Here is a 16,483-nt window from a genome sequence, read left to right on the forward strand (position 1 = left end):
CGGCTCACGGGGTGAGCAGGACCTTGGTGGCCCGGCGCTCGTCCATGGCCCGGTAGCCGTCGGCGGCGTCCTCCAGGGGCAGGGTGAGGTCGAAGACGCTGCCGGGGTTGATCTTTCGGTCCCAGATCAGGCCGATCAGCTCGGGCAGGAATCTGCGGACCGGCGCGGGCCCGCCGTGCAGGTGCACACCGCTGAAGAACAGCTCCTCGCCCGGCAATTGCACGTCGTGGGAGACGCCGACATAGCCGACGTGCCCGCCGGGCCGGGTGGAGCGGATCGCCTGCATCATCGATTCCTGGGTGCCGACGGCTTCGATGACGCTGTGCGCCCCGAGACCGGCGGTGAGTTCCTTGACCGCGTCGACGCCCTCGTCGCCGCGTGCTTCGACAATGTCGGTGGCGCCGAACTCCCGCGCGAGAGCCTGCCGGTCCGGGTGCCGGCTGATGGCGATGATCCGTTCTGCGCCCAGTTGTCGGGTGGCCAGCACGGCGAGCAGGCCGACGGCTCCGTCTCCGACGACGGCAACTGTCTTGCCGGGGCCGACCTCGGCGGCGACGGCGGCGAACCAGCCGGTCCCGAGCACATCCGAGGCGGCCAGCAGCGACGGGATCAGGTCGTCGTCGGGCCGGCCCGGGGTGGCCACCAGGGTGCCGTCTGCCAGCGGGATGCGGGCGAGTTCGGCCTGGGTGCCGATGCTGCCCATGGGTTCGGCGTGGACACAGCGTGATTGGTAGCCGGCCCTGCAGATCTCGCAGGTGTTGTCGGAGGCGAAGAAGGACCCGACCACGAAGTCGCCGACCGCGACGTTCTTGACCTGGTCGCCGATCTCCTGGACCACGCCGACGTATTCGTGGCCCATCGGTGTCGGTTCGCTGATCGGGTCGGTGCCGCGGTAGGGCCACAGATCTGACCCGCAGACACAGGCGGCCGACACGCTGATGATCGCGTCGGTGGCCGCCAGCAGGACGGGGTCGGGACGATTCTCGACGCGGACGTCGCGGGGGCCGTGCATCAGAACTGCGCGCATGGTGATGGAGCCTTTCGTTGGGAGGGGACGGAAAGTCAGCGGCCGGCCAGGGCGTGCTCCTCGCTCGGCGATTCCTGCTGGGTGAGGCCGAACAGCGCGGCCACCGAGATACCCACCAGGACAACAATGATCAGCGCCATCGGGACCGCGGTGTGCTCGCCGCCCAGGCCGGCGATGGGCGCCACGACGCCGGCCATGCACCACTGCAGGAATCCGAGGACAGCGGAACCGGTGCCCGGGTGCTCGGGCACCTGGGCCGAGGCCAGCGCTCCGGCGTTCGGGCCGACGAGGCCCTGTGCGCTCATCAGCAGGAAGAACGCCACCAGGGCGACGACGAGCGGGGTGCCCCACCAGAGCGCGCCGACCAGCAGCAGGAGCCCGGCCGCGCCGGTCACGGCAAGCCCGACGGTGATGACGATGCGGGTTGGGACGCGGCCGGCGAGCCGCGCTGCCAGCAGGGTGGCGAGGGCCAGGCCCACGGCGTTCGCGGCGAAGTCGATCGAATACATGATGGGCGACAACCCGTTCATCGACTGCAGGATGAACGCCGAGGTGGCGACGTAGGCGAAGGTGATCCCCATCGAGAAGGCCATCACGATCAGGTAGCCGACGAAGCCGCGCTGTCCGACGACCTGCCGGGTCGTGCGGCCGAGCTCGGTCAGGCCGCCCCGGTGACGTCGATCTTCGGGGAGCGATTCCGGGATTCCGACGACGACGGCCGCGAGCATCAGCGCGCCGAGTGCGGCCACCGCCCAGAACGACACCCGCCAGCTGGACACCTGCAGGATCACCGCGCCGATCAGCGGGCCGACGATGGGCGCGATACCGCCGACGCCGGCGACGAGGTTCAGCCTGCGAACCAGCTGCGGGCCGTGCGACAGGTCGATGATGATCGCCCGCGCCGTGACCATCGCCCACCCGCCGCTGAGGCCCTGCACGAAACGTGCCGCCATCATCACGGTGATCGACGGACTGAAGGCGCAGGCGATGGACGCCACGGTCAGCACCATCAGTGCCAGCAGCAGCGTGCCACGGCGGCCACGGGCATCCGACACGGGTCCGCCGATCAGCTGGCCCAGTGCCATTCCGATGAAGAAGGTCGTCAAGGTGAGCTGCACCTGGGTTGCGGTGCCGGCGAGGTCCGTGCCGACCTGCGGGAATGCCGGTACGTACATGTCGGTGGCCAGTGGAGCGATCGTGCTGACCAGAATTACCGTCGCGAGGACGGCCTTGGTCATGCGGACCGGCGTGGTCACGTGCATCGCTGGGGGATCTCCGTTCGCGGACCGAGGGTTCACAGCGGCCCATGGTTTTCGGCGTGGATGTGGTGTGGTGCTTCCATTCCACGGCGACCGGACCGTCCGGAGAAGTCCCTGCCGTGACGTGTACCGACAGGGCACCCTTCGCCGGCCGGCCGCGCCCTACCGTTGTCGACATGGACAACCGAGCCGAGGTCCGCGAGTTCCTCACCACCCGACGGGCGAAGGTGACCCCCCGCGACGTCGGTCTGCCCGACGTCGGGCAGCGGCGGGTCCCGGGCCTGCGCCGTGGAGAGGTCGCCGCGCTGGCCGGGGTCAGCGTCGAGTACTACGCCAAACTCGAACGCGGCGTCCTGGCCGGAGTCAGCCCCTCTGTCCTGGACGCAATCGCCCGGGCCCTGCACCTGAATGACGCCGAACGCGCCCACCTGCTCCACCTGGCGCAGGCCGCCAACGGGTCGGGCGCGATCCTGCGCTCGACGCGACGCAACCGGCCGGCCTGGACTCCCCACCCGACCCTGTTGTGGATTCTGGACTCGTTCCGCGGGCCGGCCATCGTCCGCAACGGCCGGATGGACCTGCTGGCAGCCAACGAACTCGGCCGCGCCATGCACGCCAGTCTCTACGAGCGGGCCACCGGTGAGGTCCCCAACTTCGCCCGTTACACGTTCCTGGACCAGGACTCCCACCGCTTCTACCCCGACTGGGACACCGCGGCCGATACCTGTGTGGCCATCCTGCGCACAGAAGCCGGGCGTGACCCGCACGACCGGAGCATGCACGATCTCGTCGGCGAGCTGTCGACGCTGAGCGAGGACTTCCGCCGCCGTTGGGGTAGGCACGATGTCCGCCTGCACGGCGCGGGCAGCAAGCAGTTCCACCACACCACGGTCGGCGAGCTAAATCTCGCCTACGAGAGCATGGATCTGCTGTCCGAACCCGGTCTGACCCTCACCCTGTACGCGGCCGAGCCGGCATCCCGGAGCGCCGACGCGCTGGCCCTTCTCGCCTCCTGGACCAACGCCACACATCTGCAGGAAAGCTGAGTTTGACCCTGACACGGTGTCAGCCCGTATACCTGTGCCATGTTCAGCATCGGCGAGTTCGCCAGACACGGCCGGGTGTCGGTGCGCATGCTGCGGCACTACGACACCGTCGGGCTGCTGCGACCGGCGCACGTGGACGCAGCGACGGCGTATCGGTCGTATGACGCGGCGCAGTTGTCGAGGCTGAATCGAATCGTCGCGCTCAAGGAGCTCGGGTTCACCCTGCTCCAGGTGCAGTCCATCCTCGACGACGCGGTCAGCGCGGAGGAACTGCACGGGATGCTGCGGCTGCGGCGAGCGCAGCTGCAATCCCAGATCGCCCACGACGCAGCCAGATTGGCGCAGGTTGAGGCACGGCTTCACATCATCGAACAGGAGGGCACCATGCCAGCGGACGACATCCAGATCAAGACGATCCCGGCGGTCACGGTCGCGGAACTGACGGCCACCGCGGCCGGTTTCGCCCCGGAATTCATCAGCCCGGTGATCAAGCCGCTGTACGAAGAGCTCATCGGGCGACTGGCGAAGGCGGGCGTCACCCCGGTCGGTTCGCCCATCGCGTATTACGAGGACGGGAACGACGGCGACATCATCGTGCACGCGACATTGCCGGTCCGCGCAGAGACAACAGCGGGCGACTTCTCCGTCACCGACCTACCCGAGATCATCTCGGCCGCAACGATTGTCCATCGCGGCTCGATGGATGACGTGATGGGAACCGTGCAGACACTGGCCAGGTGGATCGACGCGAACGGCTACCGGTCCACCGGCTACAACCGGGAGCTGTACATCGAGATCGGCGAGGATCTCTCGTCGTGGGTGACCGAACTCCAGGAGCCGGTGGCGGTGGGCGGCTGACCCGGACAGCGACCAACCCGAGCCGGGCCGCCGGAGGCAGACCGGCCCGGGTGCGGCCGTACAGGAATCAGCAGGATCAAGCGGTGACGGTGACGAGGTTGCTCTCCCGGCTGGTCTCCACCGGCAGCCGCGGCGTCAGGGTCACGACGGCGCGGATCTCGTCATCGGTGTTGCCCGCACTGTCGTCCTTGTTCAGGTTCGCGAACGGCAGTGTGGTGGTCTTCGTCCGGTGGGTGACGGCCTGACCGTTGGAGCTGATCGGCAGGACGAAGGTCAGCTGGGTCAGCGAGACCGGGTCGTCGCCGAGCGGCAGGTTGTCCCCGTCCTGGCTGGTGTCGTCCTCGATCAACCGGAAGCTGTCGACGTACGGCAGGTTCGTCAGCTGGTCGAAGTTGCTCCAGACGATGTCGTACTCGATGGTGATCTCCGCGTTCGCGACATCACGGACGACGGACAGGTTGAGGTTGCTGACTGATGCCATGACATGACCCCCTGTGGGTGGAGCCGTGCGACGCCCCGTGGCGCCGCGCTGACCGGCTCATCAGGGGGTACGCAGCGCCCGCCGGAACGGTTCTCGAGGAACTTCGAACAGTTCCGACGGGCGTTGCGAAAGGACTCAGCGACCGCCGAGGGCGTGCTCGATCGCCAGCTGGTTCAGATGCACGAACGCAAAGGAGTGCGCGGCGGCCTTCTCTGCGTCGAAGTTCTCGAAGGAGGACTCGTCGGCCAACAGGTCGGCGACCGACTCACCGGCGGACAGTGTCGGGGCGGCGAGCTCGGTGATCCCGGAGGCCGCCATCGCCTCCTGCACCTCGGGGTCGGCGCGGAAGGCCAGCGCGCGTTCCTTCAGCAGCAGGTAGGTCGCCATGTTCGCCCGGACCGACGACCAGACGCCGTCGAAGCCCTCGGTGCGGGACGGCTTGTAGTCGAAGTGCCGCGGACCGGTGTACTTCGGTCCACCGTTCGGGAAGCCGTTCTCCAGCAGGTCGACGGTGAAGAAGGCGGACAGCAGGTCGCCGTGCCCGAAGACCAGGTCCTGGTCGTACTTGATCGAACGCTGACCGTTGAGGTCGATGTGGAAGAGCTTGTCCGACCACAGCGCCTGGGCGATGCCGTGCGTGTAGTTCAGGCCGGCCATCTGCTCGTGCCCGGTCTCGGGGTTCAGCCCGACGATGTCGCCGTGCTCGAGCTGCGCGATGAAGCCGAGTGCATGGCCGACGGTCGGCAGGAAGATGTCGCCACGCGGCTCGTTCGGCTTGGGCTCGAGGGCGATCTTGATGTCGTAGCCCTTGTCCTTGATGTAGCCGGCGACGGTATCGACGGCCTCGCGATAACGGTCGAACGCAGCGTTGAGGTCCTTGGACCCGTCGTACTCGCTGCCCTCGCGGCCACCCCACATAACGAACGTCTTGGCGCCGATGTCCGCGGTCAGCTCGACGTTGCGCAGCACCTTGCGGAGCGCGAAGCGGCGCACCGAACGGTCGTTCGACGTCATGCCGCCGTCCTTGAACACCGGATGGGTGAACAGGTTGGTGGTGACCATCTCGATCGTGATGTTGTTGCTCGAGCAGGCGTCGCGGAACGCGCCGAGCAGCTTGTCCCGGGTGGCTGGATCGGAACCGAACGGAACGACGTCCTCGTCATGGAACGTCACGCCCCATGCGCCGGCCTCGGCCAGCTTCTCGACGGCCTCGACCGGGTTGAGCGCGGGCCGGGTGGCGTCACCGAACGGATCCCGGCCCTGCCATGAGACGGTCCACAGACCGAATGAAAAACGATCTTCCGGGGTGGGTGCAGCAACCATGACAAGACTCCTTCGTCGGTGTCTGATTTGTTGTTTGAGTGAACTTATCCTATCGGACCGCTAAGGTCAACCCATGCCCTCCCGCCGGTCTACACACCTCGGCGCTTCCGCTATTCGCCAGGCCAACCTGCGGGAGCACAACCTCGGCCTCGTGCTGAGGTTGATCATCGACGCGCAGACCCCGGTATCGCGAGCCGACATCGCCCTCGCCACCGGTCTGACCCGGGCAACCGTCTCTTCTCTGGCCGATCGGCTCATCTCCGCCCGGCTGGTGGCCGAGCTCCCCCCGGTCATGTCTCAGCGGGCCGGTCGACCCGCGGTTCCCCTGGTCCCCGCTGTGAAGACTCTGGCCGCCGTCGGCATGGAGGTCAATGTCGACTACCTCGGCCTGCGCGTGGTGGACCTGTCCGGCGCGGTGCTGAGCCGGCGGGTGGAGTCCGCCGACTTCCGCGGCAGCGACCCCGCGAAGGTGCTGGGTCGGCTCTCGGAGCTGTACGGGGAGGTGACCGGGCAGCTCCCGGACGGGATCCGGATGGCGGGCAGCTGCCTCGCCGTCCCCGGGTTGGTCGACCGGCCACACGGCCCGCTGCGGCTGGCCCCGAACCTCGGGTGGCGCGACGTGGACGTCGTCGAGCACTTCCGTACCCGGCCGGAGACGGCCGACGTGCGGATCCGGCTGGACAACGAGGCAACCCTCGCCGCCCGCGCGGAGGCCGACGCGCTGCGGCCCACCGGTCGGCTGTCCTTCCTGTACCTCTCCGGCGAGGTCGGGGTGGGCGGCGCGATGGTGGTCGACGGCGCCGTCTTCGGCGGCCGGCACGGCTGGAGCGGCGAGATCGGGCATACCGTCATCGACCCCAACGGGCCTTTGTGCCGATGCGGCTCGACCGGCTGCCTCGAGCAGTACGCCGGGAAGGACGCACTGATGCGGTCCGCGGGGCTCGACCTCGACCGGCCGATCGGCGACCTGCAACTGGCAGCCGAGGACGGGAACCCCGCCGCCCTGGAGTCACTCGCCGGCGGCGCCCGGGCGCTGGGCACCGCCGTCGCGAACGCCATCAACCTGATGGACGTCGAGAACGTGGTCCTGGGCGGCATCTACGCCTCATTGGCACCCTTCCTGATCCCGACGATCGACGACTCCCTGCGCTCCCGGGTGTTGTCCGCGCCGTGGTCGGGATTGCAGGTGAGCGCCGCGACGATCCGCGACGATGCCGCCCTGACCGGAGCGGCCTCGACGGTCCTGGCCGACGTCATCGACGATCCGAGCGCATGGCTGGCTCGCTGACGCATTCGGCGCGACTCACACTGCCGCGCAGCACTTCTCGCTCGAATTCTTACGGAGAGGGTCTTGGCACTCTCCTCGCCCGAGTGCTAGAATTGACTTCGCACAGCTGAAACGGCGCCCGCCAGGGTGGCGGGCACCTCGGAGTCCAGGAGGTGGTTGCTGTGCTGGGATTCGATCCGTTCCGTGATATCGATCGCCTTGCGTCCCGGCTGGCGGCAGTGCCGGCATCCTCGATGCGCACGCCGCAGTTCATGCCGATGGACCTCTACCGGGCCGGCGACCACTACGTCCTGCACGCCGACCTGCCCGGCGTCGACCCGGGATCGGTCGACATCGGCGTCGACAACAACACTCTCACCATCAAGGCGGAGCGCACCGCACGGTCCGCCGACGACGTGCAGTGGATCGCCAGCGAGCGGTTCACCGGCACCTACCTCCGCCAGCTGTCGCTCGGCGAGGGCGTCGACACCGAACACATCAGCGCGAGCTACGAGAACGGCGTGCTGACCGTCAGCATCCCGGTCGCCGACAGGGCCAAGCCGCGCCGCGTTCCGATCGAGACCCGTGACGAACGGCAGGTTGTCGAGCAGAAGAAGCCGGAGGCCGTTTCGGCGTCCTGACCTGCTCAGCCGGCGCTGATCGGCAGCCGTAGTCGGCCGCCCCGCCGGCCGGCGGTCACCCGCTCGGCAGGCACCTCGCCGTAGGTCGTGGTGCGTTGCCGGGCGGGGCGGCCGGCGGCGGCGGCGATCGCCTCCAGGTCCGCCACGGTCTTGGCCGAACCATGTTGGGAGCCGGCCATTCTCGAGATGGTCTCCTCCATCAGCGTGCCGCCGAGGTCGTTGACTCCACCCTGCAGGACCGCCCGGCACCCCTCGGTACCGAGCTTCACCCAGGACGTCTGGATGTTGTCGATGCGGCCGTGCAGCAGCAGGCGGGCCATCGCGTGCACAGCGCGGTTGTCCCGCAGCGACGGCCCGGCCGAGGCCACCCCGGCGAGGTAGATCGGCGAGTTCTGGTGCACGAACGGCAGCGCCACGAACTCGGTGAAACCGCCTGTGCTGTCCTGGATCCGGGCCAGCAGCTTCAGGTGCGCGACCCAATGCGCCGGGGTGTCGACGTGCCCGTACATCATCGTCGAACTGGACGGCAGCCCGACCTCGTGCGCGGTGCTGACCACCTCGATCCAGGAGGCGGTCGGCAGCTTGCCCTTGGTCAGGATCCACCGGACGTCGTCGTCGAGGATCTCGGCGGCGGTGCCCGGGATCGAGTTCAGGCCGGACTCGCGGGCCTTCACCAGCCAGTCCCGGATGGACAGGCCCGTCCGGGAGGCGCCGTTGACGATCTCCATCGGTGAGAAGGCGTGGATGTGCAGATCCGGTTGCCGGCGCCGGATCTCGGCGGCGATGTCGAAATAGGCGGTGCCCGGCAGGTCGGGGTGGATGCCGCCTTGCAGGCAGACCTCGGTGGCGCCGACCTCCCACGCCTCGTCGGCGCGCTTGCCGACCTCCTCCAGCGACAGGGTGAAGGCGTCGGCGTCGGTGCGGCGCTGCGCGAAGGCACAGAACCGGCAGCCGGTGTAGCAGACGTTGGTGAAGTTGATGTTCCGGTTCACCACGTAGGTGACGTCGTCCCCGACGACGTCACGCCGGATGTCGTCGGCCAGCGCGCAGAGCGCGTCGAGTTCCGCGCCATCGGCCTGCATCAGGTCCAGCGCCTGCCGGTCGGTCAGCCCCGCGGGATCCCGTTCGGCCGCCCGCAGAGCCGCGCGCACGTCGGCGTCCAGGACGGCGACGGGGGCCCGTGACGGTCGCGCCGAGACTTCCTCGCGGAGCACGTTCCAGTCGCCGTAGGCGGCGTCGAAGTCGCTGCGGGTCTCGGTGCGGCGGCCCTCGGTGTCGATGGCGGTGTGCAGGTCCAGTCGCCCGGCGGAGCCCCAGTCGGGATCCGGCTCCTGCCACGGAAGACCCTGCGGCACAGCGCCTTCCACGGCCAGCCCGGTCTGCGGGTCGGCGAGCGCGGTGACGTGCGGCAGCACCCTGGGGTCGAGCCATGGCTCACCGGTGAGCACGTACGAGGGGTGGGCGGTGAGCCGCTCACGCAGGGTGAAGCCCTCCGCGGCGGTCATGGCGGCCAGCGCATCCAGTTGGGGCCACGGCCGTTCCGGGTTGACGTGATCCGGTGTCAGCGGCGACACCCCGCCCCAGTCGTCGATGCCCGCTGCCAGCAGCCCGGCCAGCTCCTCCGGCGCCGACAGGTTGGGTGGTGCCTGAATACAGATCGCTGGCCCCAGCACCATTCTCGCGACCGCGATGGTGGCCAGATACTCATCACGTCCCGCGTCGGGGGCCGACCTCATGGCGGTGTCCGGCTTGGCCAGGAAGTTCTGCACGATCACTTCCTGGATCGCGCCGTACTGCCGGGCGACCTTGCGGATCGCGAACAACGATTCCGCGCGGTCGGCGATCGTCTCGCCGATGCCGACCAGCACGCCGGTGGTGAACGGGATGGTGCTGCGGCCGGCGTCCTCGAGGACCCGCAGCCGCACGGCCGGGTCCTTGTCGGGAGAACCGAAGTGCGCGCCGGACGGGTTGGTGAAGATCTCCGTCGACGTGGCCTCCAGCATCATCCCCATCGAGGGGGCGACCGGCTTGAGTCGCTGCATCTCCTGCCACGTCATGACCCCGGGGTTGAGGTGCGGCAGCAGCCCGGTCTCCTCCAGCACCCGGATCGCCATCGCCCGGAGGTAGGCCAGCGTGCTGTCGTAGCCGTGGCTGTCCAGCCACTCGCGGGCCTGCGGCCAGCGGTCCTCGGGTCGGTCGCCGAGGGTGAACAGGGCTTCCTTGCAGCCGAGTGCCGCGCCCTGCCGGGCGATCTCCAGGATCTCGTCCGGGGTGAGATACGCGGCAGGCAGCCGGCCCGGGACGGTGACGAACGTGCAGTAGTGACAGCGGTCGCGGCAGAGCCGGGTGAGCGGGATGAACACCTTGCGGGAGTACGTGATGACGCCGGGACGGCCGGCGTTGGCAAGGCCCGCGTCCCGCACCCTCGCCGCGCTCGCGCACAGATCGGCCAGGTCGTCGCCGGTCGCATGCAACAGAACGCCTGCCTCGGTGACGTCCAGCACGGCACCGTCCCGCGCCCGCCGCAGCGCGCGGCGCATGGCCGACGGACCGGGCGCCGGCGGACGGGGGCGATCGATCGGCTCGTCAGACATGTGTCTCCTTGTCGCGCGTGCCGGGGCGCGAGGGCCCAGGGTCGTCCTTCGAACGTCGACCACGGCGCCGTGGCTGTCCGGACCAGGGTAGGCGTTGCGGTTACCCAGCCCGACCGTCCCCACGTCAGCGGCGGGGCAGAACAGTTCGACGGCAGGTCCACGGCAGATCCACGGCAGACCCACGGCAGACCCGGCGACGACGGTGGTCCGGAACCCGACATCTCCGGAAGGCCGCCATGCCCACATGCAGTGCACGCATCGCCCCCGTCCCGACCGCTGACGAACCCCTCGAACCGGACCGCGCACACTCGCTCGGCCGCCTCCGGATTCGCCCACTGCGACCCGCGGAGGACGCCCCGCTCCGGCGGGTGTTCGAGGGCCTGTCGCCGCAGTCGAGGTTCCTGCGTTACCAACGGGCAGCACCCGTGCTGTCGGCGTCGACAGTGCAGGCGCTGGTGGACCTCAGGCCCGGGTCGCACGTGGCGCTGGCAGCCGAGATCGACGGGGACCCGGTGGGCATCGTGCGCTGGATCCGGCACCGCCACCACCGCGCCCACGCCGAGATCGCGCTGGAGGTGATCGACGCGGTGCACGGCCGCGGGATCGGCCGCCGGTTGACGGCGGCCGCGGCACGCTCCGCGTTGGACGCCGGGATCGAGTGCTTCACCTGCTGGGTCGCCGCCGCGCAGGGTCGGCTCCGCGACCGGTTGCTGTCGCTGGGTGCTGAGCAGGCGGCGGACGATCCGGACCAGTTCCGGTTGCACCCCGCTGCCCTGTTGGCCGGAACGATGGCCTGAGATGCATGTCGACGTCCGGGTGCACCCCGGCGGATTGCAGCTGACCACCGCCACGAGCCGGGTGAGCGTCGGCTTCGCGCTGACCGGTTCACCGCTCGAACGTCAGCTGTATCGACATCGCGCTCCGAGCCGATGACGGGTCATGGCGGGTGGTCGCGCCGCAGCTGCGCTGGCGCCCGTGGCCGCCGACGACCCGGTGTTCGTCGCACTACCGGGATCGGCCAGCTGCCGGGTCGTCTACCGGGGCACCGACGATCAGATCCACGAGATCCGCTGGGGCTGAGGGGCCGCATCCGTTTTGTGATTCGATACCGGGATGCGAGTGGGAGTCCTGGGCCCGCTGCTGGTAGAGATCGAGGACGGTCCCGTCAGCGTCCCCGGCCGGCGGCAGCGCGACCTGCTCGCCGCCCTGGTGGTGCGTCGGGGAACTCCCGTAGCACCCGAAACACTGTTGGATCTCGTGTGGCGCAACGAGAACGGCATGACCGTGACTGTCGTGCACACCGCCGTGGCCCGGCTGCGCAGGCTCTGCGGGGCGGCGGCCGTCGAGCGCCGAGAGGCGGGATACCTGGTCGGCCGGAGCACCGTCACGGATGCCGACACGTTCACCGACCACCTGCAGTCCGCCAGGCGGGCGAGGCGGCGCGATGACGTCACCACGGCGTGCCCGCTGTACCGCCGGGCGCTCGCCGACTGGCGCGGCCCGGAGCCGTTCGCAGGGGTGACCGGGCACCTCGTCGATGCAGACCGGGCCCGCCTGCTGGATCTCCGGGTGGCCGCCCAGCAGGAGCTCGCAGAACTGGTGTTGGACCACCCGGAGGCCGGTGAGCCCGACGAGGCGGGAGCTCTGGCGGCGGCCGTCATGCGGGACGAACCGCTGCGCGAGCGCGGGCACGAACTCGCGATGCTCGCCGCCTACCGGGGCGGCAGCCAGGCGGCGGCGCTCGCGATCTACCGCGACCTGCGCCGTACGCTGCGCGATGAGCTGGGCGTCGAACCCGGGCCCTCGATCAGCCGGCTCAACAGCCTGATCCTGCGCCAGGATCCGTCGCTGTCACCGGCCGGACCCCGAGCTTCCAGACCTTCTTCGCGGTCCGGTCCACCGGCCCGGACCCGGGAACCGCGGCGTCCGCCGGCGCCGCTCACCACGCTGATCGGCCGGAAGAGCGTGCTCGCTGGCCTGATGGATGAAATCGAGCGAGGCCGCAGGCTGATCACGCTGGTCGGCCCCGGCGGTGTCGGAAAGACCCGGCTGCTGCTGGAGATCGGTGCCCACTACCGCGACCGACGGCCGATCGAGTACGGCGAGCTCGGCGCCGTCACGGCCGCCGACGAGGCGGAACTGGCGGAAACGGTGGCGTCGTCGCTCGGGCTCGAGGTATCGCGGCGGGGGGCCGTCCGGTCACTCGTCGCGGCCCTCGCCGATGACGCCTGGCTGCTGCTCGTCGACGAGGCGGAGGTGGTGGCCGACGCGCTGGGACCGCTGGCCATGAGCGTCCTGGAGGGGAACCCGGCGGCCCAGGTCGTCGTGTCGTCGCGCCGACCGCTGGGCGTTCCGGGCGAGTTGGTCTGGCCGGTGGAGCCGCTCGACGTCCCGGCCTCCGACGCCGATCCGTGGAAGGCACCGGCGGTGCAGATGCTGGTGCAGCGCCTCGCCGACCGGGCCGTCCCTGTCGACCGCGACGTGCAAAGCACCGCGATGCTGGCCGAGATCGCGCGGCGCGTCGACGGTTTGCCGTTGGCGCTCGAACTGGCCGCCGGGCAGGGATCCGGACGCAGCCTGGGCGAGCTCGTCGACCTGGTCCGTTCACCGCTCGATGTGCCGGCCGAAGGCAGCAGGCGGCGCCGGCAGCGTTCCCTGCGGACGACGTTCGCGACAAGTCTGGAGCGGCTCAACCCGCTGCAGCAGACAGTCTTTCGGCGGCTGGGTATCTTCGCCGGGAGCTTCGATCGCCAGTCGGTCCGGACGATACTGACGCTCGACGGCGAAAGGGCTGCGGATGTCGACGCGGCCCTGCCCACGCTCGTTCGCGACGCCCTGGTCCAGGTCGATCGGCGCGATCCCGGACGGCTGCATTTCCGGCTGCTCACCGTCGTCCGCGGGCTCGCGCTCGACGCGGTCCCGGCTTCAGAGCTCGCCCGGCTGCGGGTCCGGCACCGGCAGTGGTTCGCCGGCCGCTGGAGCCGTGAACGCGGGAGCGACGATTTGTTCAACGACGTCCGGGAGCATCAGGAGGACTACCTCCAGGCCCTCACATCCGCGTTGGCCGACGGTGACGGTGAGGCCGCAACCGACCTCGCCCTGACGCTCGCCGAGTACTGGCAACTGTCCGGGGCGCGGCTGGCCGGGACGAAGTGGCTCGAGGCCGCCCTGGCCAGCCCCGCACTGCCTGACCGCGGACGGGCCCGGCTGCAGGTCAGGCGCGCGGCCCTGCTGGAGAACCATGATCCCGCTGTCGTTCTCGCCGACACCTCGGCCGCCATCACAATCCTCGATCCGTCCGAGGACACCGAATCGGTGGTGTCGGCCTATCGGGTACGGGCTGTGGAGCAATGGCTGAGCGGGCATCCGGCGGCCGCCGCGGCCGACGCCGACCTCGCCGTGCAGATCGCCGCACGATGGGACCCGCAGTTCCTGGCCCATGCGTTGAGCACCCAGGCGCTCACGCACGCCGTGATTGGCGACCGGGCAACCGCGCTCACGGCGGCCAGTCGCGCAACAGAGCTGCTCCCGGAACTGCCCTGGGCGTCCCGGCGGCTGACCGCGGCGCTGGAACTCGCCCTGGCGCTGGTCAATCTCGGCTGTTTCTCCGACGCCCTGGGGGTTCTTGACGCCGCAGCACTGGATCTCCCGCAGACCAGCGGCCGGGATACCCCTGCGCCATTGCGGTTCGCCGTCAACCTGGGCTGGGCCGCGCTCGGTGCGGGTGAGCTCGGCAGGGCGCGAGAGAGTTCGTGCACAGTCTGCGTCGGGGCGGACCGGTCACGGCGGACCCGGAGTGCGCCGAGGTACTGCTGGGTCTCGGTTGCGTCTTGGCCTTTGAGGCCGACCCGGCGGCCGCTCCGCTGCTGGCCGGTGCGAGGGAGTTGACGCGGCGCCTGGCAGTGCCGATGTCCCTGGAATGGCAGGCGGCCGTCGATCGGGCCCAGCACGCGGCCGGGGACCCCGGCGTCGGCGGCGTCGGCGCCGAGTCGGACGCCGCGCTGACCCGCAGACTCGGCCGCATCGTGGACGACGCGCTCGGCCGTCAGTGAGGCTCAGACCGGGACGGCCGGCTTGTCGGATTGCTGATCGAACTGCGTCCGGTACAGCTCGGCGTACCGGCCGCCCTGGGCCAGCAGCTCGGAGTGGGTGCCGCGCTGCACGATCCGGCCGGCCTCGACCACCAGGATCTGGTCGGCGGCCCGGACAGTGGACAGCCGGTGCGCGATGACGATCGCCGTCCGGCCGGCGAGCGCCTCGCCGAGCGCCGCCTGCACCTCGGCCTCGGACGTCGAGTCCAGATGCGCGGTCGCCTCGTCGAGCAGCACCACGCGGGGCCGGGCCAACAACAGCCGGGCAATGGTCAGCCGCTGACGCTCGCCGCCGGAGAGCCGGTACCCGCGCTCGCCCACCACGGTGTCCAGGCCGTCCGGCAACGACGCGACCAGCGGGCCGAGGCGGGCCCGTTCGAGTACGTCCAGCAGTTCCTCCTCCGATGCCTCCGGGCGGGCCAGCAGGAGATTGGCCCGCACCGACTCGTGGAACAGGTGGCCGTCCTGGGTGACCATTCCGATCGTGTCGCGCACCGAGTCGGTCCGCAGGTCCCTGATGTCGACGCCGGACACCCGGACGGTTCCCGAGTCGGGGTCGTACAGCCTCGGAACCAGTTGCGCAATGGTCGATTTCCCGGCGCCCGACGTTCCGACGAGAGCGATCATCCTCCCCGGCTCGGCGCGGAACGACACGCCGTGCAACACCTCCACCCCGCCGCGGGTATCCAGCGTCGTGACCTCCTCCAGCGAGGCCAACGACACCTTGTCGGCCGATGGGTAGGCGAACCGGACGTCATCGAACTCCACTGTCACGGGCCCCTCGGGGACCGATGACGCACCGGAGCGCTCCTGGATCAGCGGGGTCAGGTCGAGCACCTCGAAGACCCGCTCGAAGCTGACCAGCGCGCTCATCACCTCCACCCTGGCGCTGGCCAGTGCGGTCAGCGGGGCGTACAGCCTGGTCAGCAACAGCGCGAGAGAGACGACGGCACCGGCGTCCAGCGTCCCGGCGAGGGCGAAGACGCCGCCGAGGCCGTAGACCAGGGCCAGCGCCAGGGCCGACACGAGGGTCAGCGCCGTGATGAACACCCACTGCACCATCGCGGTCTTGACGCCGATGTCCCGCACCCGGTCAGCCCGCGCGGCGAACTCCGCGGACTCCCGGGCGGGCCGGCCGAAGAGCTTCACCAGCGTCGCCCCGGGAGCCGAGAAGCGTTCCGTCATCTGGGTACTCATCGCCGAGTTGAGATTGGCTGCCTCCCGTTCGAGCCGGGCGAGCTTCGTCCCCATCCGACGGGCGGGCAGCACGAAGACCGGCAACAGAAGCAGGGCGAGCAGGGTGATCTGCCAGGAGATGCCGATCATCACCACCAGCGTCAGCACCAGCGTGACCAGGTTGCCGACCACCCCGGACAGGGTGTCGCTGAAGGCGCGCTGCGCGCCGATCACGTCGTTGTTGAGCCGGCTGACCAGCGCACCTGTCCGGGTACGGGTGAAGAAGGCGATCGGCATGCGTTGCACATGGTCGAAGACCGCGCGCCGCAGGTCCAGGATCAGGCCCTCACCGATGCTCGCCGAGAACCACCGGGTCAACAGGCCCAGGCCCGCCTCCAGCACAGCGATCACCGCGATCAGCACCGCGATCCGAACCACCACCGAGGGCTCCGACCCGCCGACGATGGCGTCGACGACCTGGCCGGCCAGCACCGGAGTGGCGACCGCCAGCGCGGCGGTGACCACGCTGAGCAGCAGGAACCAGGACAGCTGCCGGCGATGCGGCCGGGCGAAGGTGGCGATCCGGCGGAGGGTCGCCTTGGAGATCGGCCGGCGCTCCTCCTGCGCGGTCATCGTCGTGTAGAGCGAATTCCATGCGGTGACCTCCATGTCCATGGGGCACCTCCAGTTCCTGTCATGAATCGCAATGAAAGGGTGACC

The 16,483-nt window shown here is 69.8% G+C and carries 14 protein-coding genes; 8 read left to right on the forward strand and 6 right to left on the reverse strand.

Going from position 1 to position 16,483, the window contains the following annotated elements:
* Positions 1-4: 4 nt before the first annotated feature.
* Positions 5-1,027, reverse strand: a complete 1,023-nt coding sequence (locus tag ACVBEQ_RS01820; RefSeq protein ID WP_447151695.1) for a zinc-dependent alcohol dehydrogenase family protein — start codon at positions 1,025-1,027, stop codon at positions 5-7.
* A gap of 35 nt (positions 1,028-1,062) precedes the next feature.
* The gene (locus ACVBEQ_RS01825) at positions 1,063-2,265 is read right to left on the reverse strand and encodes a multidrug effflux MFS transporter (RefSeq protein WP_447151696.1); all 1,203 of its coding nucleotides are present in this window, start codon (positions 2,263-2,265) and stop codon (positions 1,063-1,065) included.
* 197 nt (positions 2,266-2,462) lie between these two features.
* On the opposite strand from ACVBEQ_RS01825, the gene ACVBEQ_RS01830 reads away from it, so the two are divergent.
* Both ACVBEQ_RS01830 and ACVBEQ_RS01835 read left to right on the forward strand, forming a co-directional pair.
* Complete coding sequence (locus ACVBEQ_RS01830) at positions 2,463-3,332, forward strand: helix-turn-helix domain-containing protein (protein WP_447151697.1); 870 nt, start codon at positions 2,463-2,465, stop codon at positions 3,330-3,332.
* Between the two features lie 39 nt (positions 3,333-3,371).
* Entirely contained in the window at positions 3,372-4,190 is an 819-nt protein-coding gene (locus tag ACVBEQ_RS01835; RefSeq protein ID WP_447151698.1) for a MerR family transcriptional regulator, read from the forward strand.
* A gap of 76 nt (positions 4,191-4,266) precedes the next feature.
* Here ACVBEQ_RS01835 and ACVBEQ_RS01840 read toward each other — a convergent pair whose 3' ends face one another.
* On the reverse strand, positions 4,267-4,671 hold the full coding sequence (locus ACVBEQ_RS01840; protein WP_447151699.1) for a hypothetical protein: 405 nt from the start codon (positions 4,669-4,671) through the stop codon (positions 4,267-4,269).
* A gap of 135 nt (positions 4,672-4,806) precedes the next feature.
* A complete protein-coding gene (xylA, locus tag ACVBEQ_RS01845; protein ID WP_447151700.1) occupies positions 4,807-5,994 on the reverse strand; it encodes a xylose isomerase in 1,188 nt (395 codons plus the stop codon).
* A 73-nt stretch (positions 5,995-6,067) separates the two neighbouring features.
* On the opposite strand from xylA, the gene ACVBEQ_RS01850 reads away from it, so the two are divergent.
* Positions 6,068-7,282: an ROK family transcriptional regulator gene (locus ACVBEQ_RS01850; protein WP_447151701.1), complete on the forward strand. Its 1,215-nt coding sequence runs from the start codon at positions 6,068-6,070 to the stop codon at positions 7,280-7,282.
* Positions 7,283-7,443: 161 nt separating this feature from the next.
* Entirely contained in the window at positions 7,444-7,902 is a 459-nt protein-coding gene (locus ACVBEQ_RS01855; protein ID WP_447151702.1) for an Hsp20/alpha crystallin family protein, read from the forward strand.
* 5 nt (positions 7,903-7,907) lie between these two features.
* On the opposite strand, the gene ACVBEQ_RS01860 is transcribed toward ACVBEQ_RS01855, so the two are convergent.
* Complete coding sequence (locus tag ACVBEQ_RS01860) at positions 7,908-10,496, reverse strand: bifunctional FO biosynthesis protein CofGH (RefSeq protein ID WP_447151703.1); 2,589 nt, start codon at positions 10,494-10,496, stop codon at positions 7,908-7,910.
* A gap of 236 nt (positions 10,497-10,732) precedes the next feature.
* On the opposite strand from ACVBEQ_RS01860, the gene ACVBEQ_RS01865 reads away from it, so the two are divergent.
* From ACVBEQ_RS01865 to ACVBEQ_RS01880, 4 genes are all read left to right on the forward strand, one after another.
* A complete protein-coding gene (locus tag ACVBEQ_RS01865; protein ID WP_447151704.1) occupies positions 10,733-11,293 on the forward strand; it encodes a GNAT family N-acetyltransferase in 561 nt (186 codons plus the stop codon).
* Between the two features lie 142 nt (positions 11,294-11,435).
* On the forward strand, positions 11,436-11,576 hold the full coding sequence (locus tag ACVBEQ_RS01870; RefSeq protein ID WP_447151705.1) for a hypothetical protein: 141 nt from the start codon (positions 11,436-11,438) through the stop codon (positions 11,574-11,576).
* A 33-nt stretch (positions 11,577-11,609) separates the two neighbouring features.
* Positions 11,610-14,384, forward strand: coding sequence for an AfsR/SARP family transcriptional regulator (locus ACVBEQ_RS01875; protein WP_447151706.1), 2,775 nt, complete (start codon positions 11,610-11,612; stop codon positions 14,382-14,384).
* Positions 14,381-14,548: a hypothetical protein gene (locus ACVBEQ_RS01880; RefSeq protein ID WP_473163154.1), complete on the forward strand. Its 168-nt coding sequence runs from the start codon at positions 14,381-14,383 to the stop codon at positions 14,546-14,548. The genes ACVBEQ_RS01875 and ACVBEQ_RS01880 overlap by 4 nt, the downstream gene beginning before the upstream one ends.
* A 3-nt stretch (positions 14,549-14,551) precedes the next feature.
* Here ACVBEQ_RS01880 and ACVBEQ_RS01885 read toward each other — a convergent pair whose 3' ends face one another.
* Entirely contained in the window at positions 14,552-16,438 is a 1,887-nt protein-coding gene (locus tag ACVBEQ_RS01885) for an ABC transporter ATP-binding protein (RefSeq protein ID WP_447151708.1), read from the reverse strand.
* Between the last annotated feature and the right edge of the window lie 45 nt (positions 16,439-16,483).

The sequence above is a fragment of the Nakamurella sp. GG22 genome, from assembly GCF_052976845.2.

Excerpts from the sequence above, each read along its gene's own strand:
- ACVBEQ_RS01820 (WP_447151695.1), bottom strand. The coding sequence starts at position 1,027 with ATGCGCGCAGTTCTGATGCACGGCCCCCGCGACGTCCGCGTCGAGAAT.
- ACVBEQ_RS01825 (WP_447151696.1), bottom strand. The coding sequence starts at position 2,265 with ATGACCAAGGCCGTCCTCGCGACGGTAATTCTGGTCAGCACGATCGCT.
- ACVBEQ_RS01830 (WP_447151697.1), top strand. The coding sequence starts at position 2,463 with ATGGACAACCGAGCCGAGGTCCGCGAGTTCCTCACCACCCGACGGGCG.
- ACVBEQ_RS01835 (WP_447151698.1), top strand. The coding sequence starts at position 3,372 with ATGTTCAGCATCGGCGAGTTCGCCAGACACGGCCGGGTGTCGGTGCGC.
- ACVBEQ_RS01840 (WP_447151699.1), bottom strand. The coding sequence starts at position 4,671 with ATGGCATCAGTCAGCAACCTCAACCTGTCCGTCGTCCGTGATGTCGCG.
- xylA (WP_447151700.1), bottom strand. The coding sequence starts at position 5,994 with ATGGTTGCTGCACCCACCCCGGAAGATCGTTTTTCATTCGGTCTGTGG.
- ACVBEQ_RS01850 (WP_447151701.1), top strand. The coding sequence starts at position 6,068 with ATGCCCTCCCGCCGGTCTACACACCTCGGCGCTTCCGCTATTCGCCAG.
- ACVBEQ_RS01860 (WP_447151703.1), bottom strand. The coding sequence starts at position 10,496 with ATGTCTGACGAGCCGATCGATCGCCCCCGTCCGCCGGCGCCCGGTCCG.
- ACVBEQ_RS01865 (WP_447151704.1), top strand. The coding sequence starts at position 10,733 with ATGCCCACATGCAGTGCACGCATCGCCCCCGTCCCGACCGCTGACGAA.
- ACVBEQ_RS01870 (WP_447151705.1), top strand. The coding sequence starts at position 11,436 with ATGGCGGGTGGTCGCGCCGCAGCTGCGCTGGCGCCCGTGGCCGCCGAC.
- ACVBEQ_RS01875 (WP_447151706.1), top strand. The coding sequence starts at position 11,610 with ATGCGAGTGGGAGTCCTGGGCCCGCTGCTGGTAGAGATCGAGGACGGT.
- ACVBEQ_RS01885 (WP_447151708.1), bottom strand. The coding sequence starts at position 16,438 with ATGGACATGGAGGTCACCGCATGGAATTCGCTCTACACGACGATGACC.